Annotated in this window: 13 protein-coding genes and 1 pseudogene; 7 read left to right on the top strand and 7 right to left on the bottom strand. The window is 69.4% G+C overall.

Features of this window, described 5'->3' with window-relative positions:
- Positions 1 to 77 precede the first annotated feature (77 nt).
- From ACWF99_RS15000 to ACWF99_RS14990, 3 genes are all read left to right on the top strand, one after another.
- Entirely contained in the window at positions 78 to 1,745 is a 1,668-nt protein-coding gene (locus ACWF99_RS15000) for a DNA repair helicase XPB (RefSeq protein WP_101464529.1), read from the top strand.
- 99 nt (positions 1,746 to 1,844) lie between these two features.
- Positions 1,845 to 2,510 carry a DUF3239 domain-containing protein gene (locus tag ACWF99_RS14995; protein WP_452536320.1) on the top strand — a complete coding sequence of 222 codons (666 nt, stop codon included), beginning with the start codon at positions 1,845 to 1,847 and terminating at the stop codon, positions 2,508 to 2,510.
- A 60-nt stretch (positions 2,511 to 2,570) separates the two neighbouring features.
- The gene (locus tag ACWF99_RS14990) at positions 2,571 to 3,962 is read left to right on the top strand and encodes a M1 family metallopeptidase (RefSeq protein ID WP_452536318.1); all 1,392 of its coding nucleotides are present in this window, start codon (positions 2,571 to 2,573) and stop codon (positions 3,960 to 3,962) included.
- Here ACWF99_RS14990 and ACWF99_RS14985 read toward each other — a convergent pair.
- The gene (locus tag ACWF99_RS14985) at positions 3,959 to 4,807 is read right to left on the bottom strand and encodes a hypothetical protein (protein ID WP_452536316.1); all 849 of its coding nucleotides are present in this window, start codon (positions 4,805 to 4,807) and stop codon (positions 3,959 to 3,961) included. The two genes, ACWF99_RS14990 and ACWF99_RS14985, sit on opposite strands and share 4 nt — an antisense overlap.
- Positions 4,808 to 4,905: 98 nt before the next feature.
- On the opposite strand from ACWF99_RS14985, the gene ACWF99_RS14980 reads away from it, so the two are divergent.
- Positions 4,906 to 5,418, top strand: coding sequence for an LppU/SCO3897 family protein (locus ACWF99_RS14980; RefSeq protein WP_378657923.1), 513 nt, complete (start codon positions 4,906 to 4,908; stop codon positions 5,416 to 5,418).
- Here the strand turns inward: ACWF99_RS14980 and ACWF99_RS14975 are convergent.
- Positions 5,415 to 7,706, bottom strand: coding sequence for a helicase-associated domain-containing protein (locus tag ACWF99_RS14975; protein WP_452536314.1), 2,292 nt, complete (start codon positions 7,704 to 7,706; stop codon positions 5,415 to 5,417). The two genes, ACWF99_RS14980 and ACWF99_RS14975, sit on opposite strands and share 4 nt — an antisense overlap.
- A 39-nt stretch (positions 7,707 to 7,745) precedes the next feature.
- On the opposite strand from ACWF99_RS14975, the gene ACWF99_RS14970 reads away from it, so the two are divergent.
- Positions 7,746 to 7,937, top strand: coding sequence for a hypothetical protein (locus ACWF99_RS14970; RefSeq protein WP_056818634.1), 192 nt, complete (start codon positions 7,746 to 7,748; stop codon positions 7,935 to 7,937).
- A gap of 65 nt (positions 7,938 to 8,002) precedes the next feature.
- On the opposite strand, the gene ACWF99_RS14965 is transcribed toward ACWF99_RS14970, so the two are convergent.
- Positions 8,003 to 8,611, bottom strand: coding sequence for a transglycosylase family protein (locus ACWF99_RS14965; protein WP_378631954.1), 609 nt, complete (start codon positions 8,609 to 8,611; stop codon positions 8,003 to 8,005).
- A 373-nt stretch (positions 8,612 to 8,984) separates the two neighbouring features.
- Positions 8,985 to 9,221 (bottom strand): hypothetical protein, encoded by a 237-nt coding sequence (locus tag ACWF99_RS14960; RefSeq protein WP_378657918.1) that lies wholly within the window; start codon positions 9,219 to 9,221, stop codon positions 8,985 to 8,987.
- A 162-nt stretch (positions 9,222 to 9,383) separates the two neighbouring features.
- Here ACWF99_RS14960 and ACWF99_RS14955 point away from each other — a divergent pair, with 162 nt between their 5' ends.
- Positions 9,384 to 9,809 carry a cold-shock protein gene (locus ACWF99_RS14955; protein ID WP_358071059.1) on the top strand — a complete coding sequence of 142 codons (426 nt, stop codon included), beginning with the start codon at positions 9,384 to 9,386 and terminating at the stop codon, positions 9,807 to 9,809.
- A gap of 57 nt (positions 9,810 to 9,866) precedes the next feature.
- Here the strand turns inward: ACWF99_RS14955 and ACWF99_RS14950 are convergent, their stop codons facing one another.
- The 3 genes from ACWF99_RS14950 to ACWF99_RS14940 form a co-directional block, all read right to left on the bottom strand.
- Positions 9,867 to 10,397: a DUF2771 domain-containing protein gene (locus tag ACWF99_RS14950; protein WP_378656411.1), complete on the bottom strand. Its 531-nt coding sequence runs from the start codon at positions 10,395 to 10,397 to the stop codon at positions 9,867 to 9,869.
- The gene (locus ACWF99_RS14945) at positions 10,394 to 12,292 is read right to left on the bottom strand and encodes an MFS transporter (protein ID WP_452536311.1); all 1,899 of its coding nucleotides are present in this window, start codon (positions 12,290 to 12,292) and stop codon (positions 10,394 to 10,396) included. Before ACWF99_RS14945 ends, ACWF99_RS14950 begins: the two co-directional genes overlap by 4 nt.
- Before the next feature lie 69 nt (positions 12,293 to 12,361).
- Entirely contained in the window at positions 12,362 to 13,138 is a 777-nt protein-coding gene (locus ACWF99_RS14940; protein WP_378631964.1) for a glutaminyl-peptide cyclotransferase, read from the bottom strand.
- A gap of 8 nt (positions 13,139 to 13,146) precedes the next feature.
- Here ACWF99_RS14940 and ACWF99_RS14935 point away from each other — a divergent pair.
- Positions 13,147 to 13,894 (top strand): annotated as a pseudogene (locus ACWF99_RS14935) (DUF3027 domain-containing protein); the annotation flags it as partial.
- Positions 13,895 to 14,251: the final 357 nt, after the last annotated feature.

Here is a 14,251-nt window from a genome sequence, read left to right as displayed (position 1 = left end):
GAGTATCGCCCCTCGGATCCTGGGTTACGAGGCCGAAAACCCGCGGCGCCCGCCGCCGACAATCACAGGAGCAACGTGTGACCGACGGTCCGCTGATCGTGCAAAGTGACAAGACTCTGCTGCTCGAGGTCGACCACGAGCTGGCAGGTAACGCCCGGCAGGCCATTGCCCCGTTCGCGGAGCTGGAACGCGCCCCCGAGCATGTGCACACCTATCGGATCACGCCGCTGGCGCTCTGGAATGCCCGCGCGGCGGGCCACGATGCCGAGCAGGTCGTCGACGCGCTGGTGAACTTCTCGCGGTACGCCGTACCGCAGCCGCTGCTGGTCGACATCGTCGACACGATGGGCCGCTACGGCCGGTTGCAGCTGGTCAAACATCCCGCGCACGGGTTGTGCCTGGTGAGCCTGGATCGCGCGGTCCTCGCGGAAGTGCTGCGGCACAAGAAGATCGCGCCCATGCTCGGCGCCCGCATCGACGACGACACCGTGATCGTGCACCCGTCCGAGCGCGGCCACATCAAGCAGATGCTGTTGAAGATCGGCTGGCCCGCGGAGGACCTGGCCGGTTATGTCGACGGCGAGGCGCACGACATCGGCCTCGACTACACCGAGGGCAAGTGGCACCTGCGCGACTACCAGGAGATGGCCGCCGATTCGTTCTGGGCGGGCGGTTCCGGTGTGGTCGTGCTGCCGTGTGGCGCGGGCAAGACGATGGTCGGCGCGGCCGCGATGGCCAAGGCCAAGGCGACGACGTTGATCCTGGTCACCAATACCGTGGCGGGCAGGCAGTGGCGGCGCGAGCTGCTGGCGCGGACCACCCTCACCGAGGAGGAGATCGGTGAGTACTCCGGCGAGCGCAAGGAGATCCGCCCGGTCACCATCGCCACCTATCAGGTCATCACGCGCAAGTCGAAGGGCGAGTACAAGCACCTCGAGCTGTTCGACAGCCGCGACTGGGGCCTGGTGATCTACGACGAGGTGCACCTGCTGCCCGCGCCGGTCTTCCGGATGACCGCCGACCTCCAGTCGCGCCGCAGGCTCGGTCTCACCGCCACGCTCGTGCGTGAGGACGGTCGCGAGGGCGATGTGTTCTCGCTGATCGGCCCGAAGCGCTACGACGCGCCGTGGAAGGACATCGAGGCGCAGGGCTGGATCGCGCCTGCCGACTGCGTCGAGGTGCGGGTGACGCTCACCGACGCGGAGCGGATGGCCTACGCCACCGCCGAGCCGGAGGAACGCTACAAGCTGTGTTCCACCGCGCGCACCAAGATCCCGGTGGTCGAGTCCATCCTGGCCCGGCACCCGGGTGCGCCGACCCTGGTGATCGGGGCCTACCTGGATCAGCTCGACGAGCTCGGTGTCGACCTGAACGCCCCGGTCATCACCGGCGCCACCAAGAACCGGGAACGCGAGGCGCTGTTCGACGCCTTCCGCTCCGGTGAGATCCCCGTGCTGGTGGTGAGCAAGGTCGCCAACTTCTCCATCGATCTGCCGGAAGCCTCGGTGGCGGTGCAGGTTTCGGGCACCTTCGGTTCCCGGCAGGAAGAGGCCCAGCGCCTCGGCCGGCTGTTGCGGCCGAAACAGGATGGGGGACAGGCGCATTTCTATTCGGTGGTCGCGCGCGACACGCTCGACGCCGAATACGCCGCGCACCGGCAGCGCTTCCTGGCCGAGCAGGGCTATGCCTACCGCATCGTCGATGCCGACGACCTGCTCGGTCCGCCGATCGGGGACGGCGTGTAGCACTGTTCGCCAGGTCAAAGGGGGGTAGCGTGCGGTGTGTGAACCCCTCGGCAGATAAGTGGAGGCAATTCCTCCGCAACTTGTGCTAGGAAGGAAGGCGTGCGCCGCTTCGAATTCGTGGTCGACCGTGAACACGCTCATGCGGTGAACGAGACGTTCACCGGATTACGCAGGTTGCGCCTGGTGGCCCTGCTGGTCGCCGGTCTCGCCATCGCGGCCACGGTGGCGCTGGTGTGGAGCGGGCAGGCGTGGGGATTTCTGCTCGCGGTGGTGTGCGTGCTCATCGCGGGCATCGCGCTGTGGGTGGCGTTGTGGACGCCGCATCGCTCCAGCATCGAAAAGCTCTACCACGACGGGGTGCTCGTCCCCGCCGTCGTCAGCGATGCCGAGCCGGGCGCGATCGTCTTGCTAGCCCTGGTCGATATCGCCGAACCCGCTGCGCCGGAGCGCAGTTGGGCTCTGATCACCCGCAAGGTGCGCACGCTGCCCGGACACACGCCGCAGCGCGGTGAGCGGGTGCCCGCCGTCGCGGTGCGCACCGACCGTGCTCCGCGTCAGGTCGGCGAACGCTGGCAGCTGGTCACCGCGATGCCGATCGCCTGGGGCACGCGCGACGACGCGGTGATCGAGCGCGCGTGCGACGCCATCAACGAGGTCGAATGGCGGCTGCTCGCACAGAACCTGGCGCTGGCATCGCGGGTGAAACGCACCGCGACCAAGCGCCTGCTGCTCGACCCACAGCACCTGCCCTCCGACCTGGGCTAGGGGCGCACCTGCGACGATGGTTCGGTTCGTGCGATCCGGTCGACGAAAGGTGTCCTCGACATGCGCTGGTCGGCCGGGTTGTGCGTGGTGTTCGCGCTGGTGGCGCTGGGAGTTCCTCCGGTAGCGGCGGATTCGGCCTTGATCGGGGCTCCGGGGCTGGGTGATCCGTACTATCCGCTGGACGGGAACGGCGGCTACGACGTCACCCACTACGACGTGTCGATCGACTACGAACCCGGTGCTCACCACCTGCGCGGCACGGCCCGCATCGACGGCCGCGTCACCCAGCCGCTGGCACAGTTCAACCTCGACTACAGCGGACCCGAGGTGCTGATGGTGACCGTCAACGGTCAGCCCGCGGGGTTCGCCCACGACGGTGAGCACGAGCTCGTGGTCACGCCACTGCTACCGCTGCCGCCGGGGCTGTCGATGCGGGTCATCGTCGACTACGCCGGCGCGGCCGCCGACACCGAGGGCGAAGGCTGGACGCACGCGCCCAACGGTGGTGCGTTCGCCGTCGGCGAGCCGCACAGCGCGAGCACCTGGTACCCGCTCAACGACACCCCCTTGGACAAGGCGACTTTCACGCTGCACGCCACGGTGCCCGCCGACTGGGAGATCATGTCGATCGGCGACCGCACCGAGCACGTGGTGCGCGACGGCCGGTTGCACACCACGTGGGAGACCCGACAGCCCACGATCGGCTATCTGACCACGGTCGCGGTGGACCACTTCACCTTCCTCGAACAGCGGCGCGCGAACGGCACCGCGGTGCTGAGCGCATTCGCGCCGGAATCCGGCGACAATCGCGAAGACGAGCAGCGGCTGCCCGAGATCCTCGACTTCCTCGAAAGTCTGTACGGTCCTTACCCGTTCGATGTGGCCGGTGGGATCTATGTGGATACCGAGCTGCCGTTCTCGCTGGAGACCCAGACCCGGCCGACCTACGCGCCGTGGACCGATCTGAACACCGTGGTGCACGAGCTGGCCCATCAATGGTGGGGCGACACCATGTCGGTGCGGCAATGGTCCGACATCTGTCTCAACGAATGCTTCGCCAGCTATACCGCCGATTACCTGTGGCCGGAGCGGATCGACCAGGCCGACGTGGACACCGAGTATCGCGAGACCATCGCGAAATACCTGGACGATCCCAAGTTCTGGAAGATCGCGCTGGCCGCGCCGGGCGCGGGCGACGAGTTCACGTCCGTCTACTATCGCGGGCCGCTGTTCCTGCACGCCCTTCGCAAGTTGCTCGGTGAGGACGTGTTCTTCGCCGCGGTCAAGGATTTCGTGAACGCGCATCGCGACGGTCACGCCTCGATGCCGGAGTTCCGGGAATTCCTGCAGAGCAGGACCTCGATGCCGCTGGGCGAGTTCCTGGCCGAATGGCTGGACGGGACGAGACCACCGCGCGACGCGTTCCTCTACCCGGGCACCCTGCATCCCTAGTCGTCGGTGAGCCGAGCGCGGGCGCGCTCGACCCAGCGCTGCATGCGATCGAATTGACTGCGCGCAGCCGTGAATTCGCCGCGCGCTCGATGTTCGGCGGTGTGGGCGAAGTGGCGTTGCTGCTCCGCGTGCTCGAGTTCGGCGCGGAGGTCGGCGATGCGGGTTTCGACCTCGTCGAGGTCGGACTTCGCCCGCGCGGCAGCGGCTTCGGCCTCATCGCGATCGGTGCGGGCGGCTGCCAGACCGGATTCGGCGTCGTCGAGTTCCTGCTGGGCCTGCGCGCGACGCTCGGCTTCGGTGTCCTTCGGTGCGGTGCGGGGTGTGCTCGCGCGCTTGGGGGTGGCCTTGTCACCGGTGATCGCGACCAGACCGGCCGGGCCGAAGCCGTCGTAGGTGACCGTGGTGGGCAGCACTCCGGCGCGAACCAGATCGGCGACATCGGGGTCGGCCAGCGCCGCGGTGAGGGTTTGACCGACCTCGCGCAGCACCTGCTCACTCGCCGGGCGATCGTGCTCGGCGGCCAGTTCGGCGGCGCGCTTGGTCATCGTGTTCACGACCTGTTGACGCTGGGTGCCCAGCGCGCGCAGCTTGTCGCCGGAGAGCTGACGCTGGGCCGACCGCAGGGCGTCGCCCAGATCGAGCAGGGCGGCGATCTCCTGCGGTGCGTGCCGGGCCAGCAGGTTGACCGTCCAGGCCGCGACCGTGGGTTTGCGCAGGGCGGTGATGGCCTTGGCCAGGTCGCGGTCACCGTCGGCGCGGGCCTGGGCGGCGCGTTCGGCGCGGGTGGACACGAAGTCGCCGGGGTCGAGGGTGTACAGCTCGCCTGCGACGTCGTCGAGGGTCATCTTTGTGATGGTAGACAGGTTGCGCTAGGGGGGAGCGCGGGCGCGGGGCACTTGGGTATCGTCACCGGCGGTTGTGTTCACCCTGAACCGTTCGGTGAGTGAGGTTTTCAGTGATTTTCCCGGAGAAGCGGCTGTTGGCGCGGATCGTGCTCGGGCCGGTGGCCGCGATGGCCCTGGTCGGAGCGGTGGTTTCGTGCTCCTCCGATGATTCGTCGTCGGCCGGTGCTGTCGCGGTGGGGTCGTGCGTGGAGGTCAGTGACAACGCTGCCGACGCGATGAAGGCGACGGTCGGTGACTGCTCGTCGGCGAAGTCGAACTACCGGATCGTGAAGGTCGGGGCGGACTGCGCCGCCGACAACGCCGCGTTCAACGGCACGGTCGGGGACGCGAAGAGCACGCTGTGCTTGGCGCCGAATTTCGCCGAGGGCAGCTGCTACGCGGAGGCGGGGAAGCGCCCTGCGGAGTCGGTCGACTGTACGGCGGCCGAGGCTTCGTTCAAGGTGGTCAAGCGGATCGACGGGCAGACCGACGAACTGCTGTGTGGCGCGGACGCCACGCAGTTCCGGACGGTTCCCGACCCGAAGACGACCTTCTGCATGGCCAAGCCCTAATCGAGCAGGGCCACCGACGCGATGCGGTGGAGGGTGAAATGGCGGGTTGCCCCGCTCACCGGGTCCACCGCGTCCAGTTGGCCGTTGCCTACCCGCAGCGGCTCGACCACCCGCTGGGTGGCCACGCCCTGGGCGTCCACGTAGCCGATGTTCACCGGGCGGCCGACTCTCGCCGCCAGCTGGAGCAGCGCGAGGGTGGCCGCGGTGCCGGTGCGGGTGCCGTCGGTGCGCACCGAGCGACCGGTGCGGGCACCCGCGGCGCGTTCGCCCGCGCGGAGCTCGGTGACCAGCTGGGAGAGCTGGTCGTCGTTCGGCGGGGTGGGGCGGTAGGGCCTGCGGGCCAGCGGGCGGACCGAAATCCGCGCGCCGCGAGGACGCAGGTCGACGATGGCGCCGCCGGAATCCTCGCCCGCGGGGGCGAAGCCCGCTTTGCGGAGCTGGTCGAGCATCTCGGCCAGGGGCGCCAGCGCAATCGCCACGGTGGGGGCGATTGCGCGCAGCGCCAGGGTTTCGGCCACGGGAGCGGCGAGGACCTGGGCCAGCAGCGCCGGGTCGTCGCTGCGCAGGAACGACTGGGCCATGCCGACCCGGAGCTGGCCGTGGCGGCGGGCCACGTCGTCGATGAGGTAGGTCAGCGACTGTGGCACGGGGGTGCGGGAGTGGGTGGCGAACAACGCGTGCAGTTCGGCGGCGGTGAGGCCGGCGTCGAGCGCGCGGCGGACCGTGGCGTCGCTGACCCGGTACACCGTTGCCGCGCCCGCTGATTCGACATCGGCGACCAGGCCGATCTTGGCGCGCAGTTCCGGTACCAGCGGGCCGGGGGCGATCACCGTGAGATCGGCTTGGACCAGGACGTGGTCGACCGGTTTCGGCAGCGCCGCGGCCATTTCCGATTCGGCGTCGGCGACAGAACCGTGCAGCAGGGCCCGGCCCGCCGAGTCGAGGGCACCACGGCCGAGCAGGCCGACGACCGCCGCCTCGGCGAGGGTCGCGGTGACGGCATCGAGGCGGAAGTGCCTGCGCCGGCGCGGCATTCGCCAAGCCAGCAGTTTGCCGATATCGGCGGGAGTCACCGCGGTGCCGGTCGGATACTCGGCGAGCAGGCCGAGGATCGCCGCACGATCGCGCACCGCATGGGGCACGCGCAGCTCCGCGGACAAGGCCGCGATCGGCTTGTCCGCGGCGTCGCGCAGGCCGATCATCCACGGCATCCGATCCAGCTCCAGCCACGCCTGTGCGAGTGTCACCCAGCGGGTCGCGGGCGGGGCGTCGAGCCAGGAATCCGCGGCGGGCGTCGGGGCCCAGAAGTCGTCGGTGGAGTCGAGGTCGGGGGTCGGTTCTGGCAGGCCCTTCTCGACCAGTTTCGCGGCGGCCAGCAATTCGAGGAGCAGGCCGGTGCGTTGTTCGTCGATGCCGGTCTGCTTGGCCAGCCTGCGCAGTTCGCGCACGCCGAGTCCGCCCGCGCGCAGGGCCGGGGCGGGCAGCGCGCCGAGCGCGTCGATCAGGTCGCCCGCGTCGCGCAGCAGTTCGCCGACCTCACCCGCGCCGACGGCGTTCACCTCGGTGGCGGCGTTCTTGCCGAGGGCGGGTTTGGGTGGGGCGAGCGCGTGCGGGTCGGTGACGGGTTCGCCGCGCAGGATCTGGCCCACGGTGACGGGCAACTCCACGGTCTCGTCGTCGATCCGGTGCAGCAGCCGGGCGGCGAGCAGGCGCGGCACGGGCCGGTCGGGATCGGTGCCGGGGGCGGCGTCCCTGGTACGGCCTCGGGGCCCGGTGGTGGCGAGTTTGTCCAGCAGCGCGCGTTCGGGCGGGCTCACCCTGGCCAGCGCGGCCGATACCTCGGGCTCGGTGAGCGCGTCGGGGAGCGCTGTCGTCGCGCCCAGCGGCCAGGGCAGGGCTTCGGCGGCGCTGGGTGTCAGGTCGAGGTGGTCGCCGACCTGCCACACGAGGGCGCGGTCGAGCAGGCGGGTCAGCGCGGCGGTGAACGCGGTCTTGGTGACGCGATCCTTGAGCTGCGCGTGCAGGGTGGTGCGAGTCAGCGGCGTGAGTTCGGCGCCGATCGTGCGGGCGTCCTCATTGGCCGTCAGCGCCTCGATGATCGCGAACTCGAGGGTGTCCAGATCGTCGGCGGCACGCAACACCGATGCGCGCTGCTGAGCGCGCACGGCGAGCACCGACATCGACGCGGGCAGCGGTACCGCCAGGTCCGGCCGCAACTGCAGCAATTTCACCAGCTGGGCATCGGTGCGCGCACCGAGCCAATCGGCGAGAGAGTCTGTCGCGATCACCGATCGAGCCTACGTGGTTGGGTATGCCAGAATGAGCCGGTGGTGAACAAATCGAAGAAACCCTACGTCGACAACGGCTGGCCCGAGGTGGCCGACGGCGAGCACGCCGTGACCGAACTGTCGTCGACCCGCGCCGGTAATCTCTCGCCTTTCGGTGAGGACACCGAGTTTCCCGTCCCGGCCGCGACGCTGCCGTACGTACACCCTCAGACCACCATCAACCGGGTGTAATTCGGACGAGAAAAACAAGAGCCCGCATCCTCGAGGATGCGGGCTCTTGTTGTGTATACGGGCGATCAGGAGGGCAGCAGACCCTTGTTCGCCTGGAAGAAGTCGATCACGGCCGGGTCCAGCTGAGAACCCTTGGCGGAGTTGACGAAGTCGAGAGCCTGCTGCGGCACGGCGATGCCCTGCTGCTGCACGACGGTGAGTGCGCGGTCGACGGCCGAGAACACTTCCTGGCTCGGATCCTGGACCTGCGGCACGTTGACCTGCGGAGCCCAGCTCGGCGCCGAGGGAGCGACACGCTCGGACGGTCCGCTGCTCAGACCCAGCTGCGAGGAGCAGGACGGCCAAGCGCCCCAGCCCTGGGAAGCGAGAACCTTTTCGGCGACCACGATCTGCTGTTCGCGGGTGGCCTGGTTGGCGGAGGCGGCGTACTCGCCACCGCCGTGTGCGGTCCAGGTGGAGGGCGAGAACTGCAGCCCACCCTGAAAACCGTTGCCGGTGTTGATGCCCCAGTTGCCGCCGGCTTCACACTGTGCGAGGCGATCCCAGTCGGAGTCAGGGGCCGCGCTGGCGTTTCCTGCGAGGGCAGCGGCTGCGGTGCCGAAGATCGCGCCGGTGACGGCGACCTTGGCAGCAGTGCGCCCGGTGGAAGTCGGCTTGCGGTGGCGTCCACTCATATCGGGTTTCTTCCTCTCGTTCGCACCTGCATGTGGCCCGGACTGAGAGGTCTCCCGGTCCGCCCTCATCCCTTGTTTCCAATCGGGGTCCGGTACCCGCGGGGTGAGGTTCGGTGCGGCGGGCCGGTGGTTCCGGGGGTTACCCCGGCTGAGAGAAACGGTACGACGGTCAGCGGCGAATGTCACTATTTGGTAACCGGCGGGTCCCGGTGGGTCTCGGGGTCGTCTCAGGGTGATCCCTGATGTGTCCGCGCAGGTAGTCGCGGTGCCGAATGTGCGCGACAGCTGTGCGCTCACTTCGTGACCGCGCCGTTATGTGACGAAGGTCACATGTTTGGCTGGATGATATTCGGTGGGGTATTCGGTTGACGCGTCAACGCGCGCGTCGGCCCGACCACAACGCGAAAACCAGCGCGAGCAGGAAGCCGACGGGTGCGAGCATCGCCAGGCCGTAGAGCCACAGCCCCGGATCGCTGTCGGACACGATCGGCGTCACGAAGATCGCGACCACCGCCAGAATTCCGATACCGAACAGGACGAGGGCCACGTGCAGCAGGCGATCGCCGGAGCGTCGCGGACCGGGCGAGGCCGGATCTGGTGAGTTCGTCACCGATGAACCGTAAAACTGATGTGCTCGCGATATAGCCACCGGGGTAGACTCGCAGCACATCGCGTCCCGCCTTGTTGGGGGGCGCGTTCTTTTCGCGACAAGCAAGATTGTGTAACCCGGGCCACAAGGGTTCGGGTGCCGAATGATGAACGGGTGAGCGCAGTGCCGACCGGCCGGGTGAAGTGGTACGACGTCGAGAAGGGCTTCGGCTTCCTGTCTCAAGACGAGGGCGAGGACGTCTATGTCCGCTCGTCCGCGCTGCCCGAGGGCGTCGAGGGACTCAAGCCCGGACAGCGTGTCGAATTCGGCATGGCCGCCGGTCGCCGTGGGCCGCAGGCGCTCAGCGTGACGGTGCTCGAGGCGCCGCCGACCGTCGCCCGCGATCGTGACCGTGGGCAGGCGCCCGCGCGCAAGGACGCCGGGCCGCGCAAGTCGCCCGACGAACTGCACGGCCTGGTCGAGGACATGATCACGCTGCTGGAGAGCACTGTGCAGCCGGATCTGCGGCGGGGCAAGTACCCGGATCGCAAGATGTCCCAGCGTATTTCCGAGGTCGTGCGGGCCGTGGCTCGCGAACTCGATCACTGAGGTTTTCGCGCGACCGGCCCCGAACGAATGTCGTTCGGGGCCGGTCGCGTTTCTGGCTCAGGACTCGCGAGGTTCGGGCTCGGGCGTGACGATCGACCAGGCGGCGTGCGGGATGTAGCTTTCCTGCCCGGTGGCGATGTCACGGGCCAAAATCGGCAGCTGCACCTCGATGCCGATCAGGCGCAGGTCCGGTTCCGGCTTCGACTCGATGGTGAGAGCCCTGGCGCGGTCCGGGTAGTCGGCGAAGCTGAGCACCCGGTCCAGCTGCTCGCCGCTGGGGCGCTGGTAGATCAGCTGGATGAGCCAGGGAGATTCGGCGACCGCGTCGGGCAGCGAGAGCTGTACGGGGTCACCGGCGGGGACCTCCAGCGGCGTGGTCTCGCCGTACCGGCAATTCTCCATCCGCACCGTGCAGTACATGAACGGGTCGACCGTGATGGTCGTGCCGTGCGCGTACGCGGTGAGTTGCGGGGTGTGCGCGGGCGCCTTCGATACCGCCACCCCCACCCACACCGCGGTCACCGCGACGACCGCGAACAGTCCGGCCGCGACCAGCGCGACGATCGTTCGAGCGTTGAGCTTGCTCACCAGGTGGGGTCTCCTGTCCCTCTCGGATGGGTGTTGGGCACTTCCTGCTCGACGTGCTGGGGGCGATTGCCGCCAAGGCCCGGCAGCAGCGAGTGCCCGGTATAGCTGACGAACGTCTGGAGCAGTCCGGCCAGCAGGATCACGCTGATCAAGGCGAAACCCTTCCAGTATTCGATCGGCATCAGCACACCGGCCGCCCCGCCGACGACCCAGCTCAGTTGCAGCACGGTCTCCGAGCGGCCGAACCCGGACGCGATCGATTCCGGTGGGAGGTCGTCCTGGATGGCGGCATCGAGGGAGACCTTCGCGAGCGCGCTGGCCGCGGAGGCCACCAGTGCGGCTACGGCGGCGCCGAACAGATTCCCGGTGAACGCGGCGAACAACGCGACCACCGCGCACGCGCCGGTGCAGCCGAGGACCACCGGCGACGGCCTGCCCAATTGCAGCCGGGCACCGGTCGCGTTACCGCCGAAGTTGCCGATGGCCGCCGCGGCGCCGACCAGGCCGAGCATCGCCGCCTGTTCGCTGGGACTGCCGCCCGAACCCTTGGCGACGAAGGCGATGTAGAAGGTGAGGAAGCCGGTGAGCACGCGAATCGAACTGTTGCCCCACAGGCCGGTCACCACGGCGCGGCCCAGCGGCTGACGCCGTTTGCGCGGCGGCACCGCGGACTGCTCGCCGCGGTGGATGACCTCGGTGTGCGCGTCGGGGCCGTGGTAGGTCAGCGTCGCGGGGACCTCTCCCTCGGTCACCTCGACCCAGCGCGGAATCCGCAAGCTGAGGAACACACCCGCGACGGCGATGCCGGTGGCGAAGATCAACGCGCCGGTGGAACCCGCGATCAGGGCGGTGAGCGCGGCCAGGGCGCCCGCGCCGATGGTGCCGCCGACCAGACCGAACACGGTCAGCCGGGAATTGGTGCGCACCAGGTCGATATCCGGTGGGAGCACGCGTGGCGTCACCGCGCTCTTGAGCACGGCGAAGGATTTCGAACCGACCATCATGCACAGCGCCAGCGGATACAGGCCCCAGGTGTCGATGTTGAAGATCAACAGCAGCGCGAAGCCCGCGCGCAGGCCGAAGGTCGTCGCCAGCGCGAGCCTGCGACCGCGTTGCAGCCGGTCGAGCAGCGGGCCGATCAGCGGCGCGATCAGCGCGAACGGCGCGATGGTGATCAGCAGGTACAGAGCGACCTTGGTTTTGGATTCGGCGGTGGCGCTGGCGAAGAACAGGGTGTTGGCCAGGGCGACCGCGATCGCGGCGTCGAGCGCGAAGTTCGCCATGGTGGCGTAGGTGAGCGCGGTCAGGCCGGACTGGTCGGCGCCGTCGGCCTTGGCGGCGCGCTGGAAGGTGGCGATGCCGCGTTCGGTGAGTTCGCGGCTGCGCATGGCGGCTACGCGGGTGACGGTGAGTTTCCGGGGGACGCGCTGGTCGACCTGGTCGTCGACGCCTTCGTCGCGAGGAAAGGGACGGGTACCCGCCGGGCCGGAGTCGTCCCCGGGGTGGTCGGCGCGCCATTGCTCGTCGCGGGGCGCGGGGGGTCGGCCCCGATCGTCGACCGGCGGCCGGTCGTGCGGATGCTCGGCGCGTGGTGCGGCCGGTCGGCCCCGGTCGTCGAAGGGTGGCCGGCGCTTCGGATAGTCGTCCGGTGTGCGCCCGGCGGGTGCCGCGTTCGGCACGGGCGTGGTCGGGGCGGCCGGGTCGACGGGGCGGTGGCGCCGGAACAGGCTTTTCGACCGGACCGTCGGCGGCTCGGCGGGCAGCGGCCGTTCGGGCCGGGGGAAGACCTTGCGCGGTGCGCGCGGCGGGTACTGCCCGTAGCCGGGGTGTGGGTCGGCGGCAGTACCGTCCCGGCGACCACGGTCAGGACCGGATGGATCGCGGGGCGTAGTCACAAGTCCAATTCTGTCGCACTCGGGCGGCGCGTGTTCACTCGCGCCGCGGCAATGTCGGCCACATCGGGGTTATTTCCCGACGAAACGCACTTCGAACATGCGCGGCCAGTACTTGCCGGTCAGCAGGAACCGATCGGTGCCGGGCAGGTGAGCGATGCCGTTGAGCACATCGGTGCCCGCCCGTTCGGCGGGGGTGAGCAGTCCGCCCGCCTCGATGACGGCGAGAATCCGGCCGGTCTCGGGATCGATGCGCAGAATCTCGTCCGTCGGGTAGTTGTTCGCGTAGACCGTGCCGTCGTCCGCGCAGTCCAATTCGTTCGGCTTCGGATCGCGGTAGCCAGACAGCGTCACCGAACCGGTCTGCGCGAAGGTCACCGGGTCGCGGAAGGTGAGCGTGCCGGTGCCGTCGCTCATAACCAGCCGCTGTGGCTGTGCGCACAATCCCCAGCCCTCACCCTGATAGTCGGCGCGACCGGTCTCGGCCAGGGTGACCGGGTCGCGGGCGATGGCGAAACCGTCCTGCCAGGTCAGCTGCCACACGATCGCGCCCGCCCTGGTGATGCCCTCGCCGAACACGCGACCGGGCAGCTCGACGCGCGCTGTTTCGGCGCCCGTGCGCTGGTCGGCGGCCCGCGCGGACGACACGCCCCACATTCCGGTGCTCTCGTAGCGGACGCCGTCGACCACTTCCAGGCCCTGGGTGAAGGCCTGCGGATCGTGCGGTGACGAGCCGATCACCTCGACTCGCAACCGCGTCGGTCCGGGCTCCTCGGGACCGCTACAGGCCCCCGCGCCGAGCACACTGACCAGCACTGCGACGGCCAACGAACTGCGATTGCACTTCATACGGCAAAATGTATGCCGTGAGCGCAGTATCTGTTTCGGAGTCCGGCGTGCGTCCCGTTCTGGCCGACGCGGCCGAGGTCGCACGTCGTGCGCTCGTCGCGTTGGAACCCGACGGGGTAGGAGTCCATCTGGGGGTGAGCGCCGAGGACGACACCGCGGCTACCCACCGGTTCGAGGCGACCCTGCCCGGCTACCGCGGCTGGCAGTGGGCCGTCGTGGTCGCCGCGCCTCCCGGCGCCGACCACGCGACGGTGAGCGAGTCGGCGTTGCTGCCTGCCCTCGACGCCCTGATCGCCCCCGATTTCGTCCCGTGGGAGCAGCGGGTCCGCCCCGGCGACCTCGGCCCCGGCGACCTGCTCGCCGCCCCCGCCGACGACCCCCGTCTCGTTCCCGGCTACGTCGCCACCGGCGATCCGGTGATCGACGAGGTGGCCCGCGAGGTCGGCCTCGGCCGTGTCCAGGTGCTCAGCCTCGAAGGCCGCGCCGACGCCGCCCAGCGCTGGTTCACCGAGTTCGGCCCCGACACCGAGATGGCGAAGGCCGCCCCCGGCACCTGCGGCATGTGCGGCTTCTACCTGCCGCTGGCCGGCGCCCTGCGCGAGTCCTTCGGTGTCTGCGGCAACGCGATGGGTGCCGACGGCCACGTCGTCCACATCGAATACGGCTGCGGCGCCCACTCCGACGTGGTGGCCCCCAGCGGCAACGGATCCCCGCTGTACGAGGCATTCGACGACCACGCGGTGGATTTCGTCGAGATCGTCCGCCCGGCTGTCGAGGACGCGATCGACAAGGCCACGTCCCAGACCGCTACCGCGGACTCGGCAACAGAGGCCGCGACCGAGCCTGCTGACGCCGACTCCACGACGGCGGTCGTGGAGGTTGTCGCCGAGACGTCCGCCGACCCGGCGATCGAGGTCGTGGAGGTAGCGGCCGAAACGGTCGCCACTGTCCCGCCGACCTCGGACACCGAGACCGAGCCGAGTTCCGCGGACTCGTTGACCGAGGTCGGCGAGGCCGCGGCGGAGCGGGCAGGCGACCGGCAGGAAACCGCCGAGGCCGAAGCCGTCGCCGCCGCGGACGCTGAGCGTTCCGCGCTCGCCGAGGGCGCCCTGC

Source organism: Nocardia sp. NPDC055002, assembly GCF_053608825.1.
This window is presented reverse-complemented; position numbering and strand designations above follow the sequence as displayed.

Coding starts and splice junctions, on each gene's coding strand:
- ACWF99_RS14990 (WP_452536318.1), top strand. CDS start 2,571: ATGCGCTGGTCGGCCGGGTTGTGCGTGGTGTTCGCGCTGGTGGCGCTG.
- ACWF99_RS14985 (WP_452536316.1), bottom strand. CDS start 4,807: ATGACCCTCGACGACGTCGCAGGCGAGCTGTACACCCTCGACCCCGGC.
- ACWF99_RS14965 (WP_378631954.1), bottom strand. CDS start 8,611: ATGAGTGGACGCCACCGCAAGCCGACTTCCACCGGGCGCACTGCTGCC.
- ACWF99_RS14940 (WP_378631964.1), bottom strand. CDS start 13,138: ATGAAGTGCAATCGCAGTTCGTTGGCCGTCGCAGTGCTGGTCAGTGTG.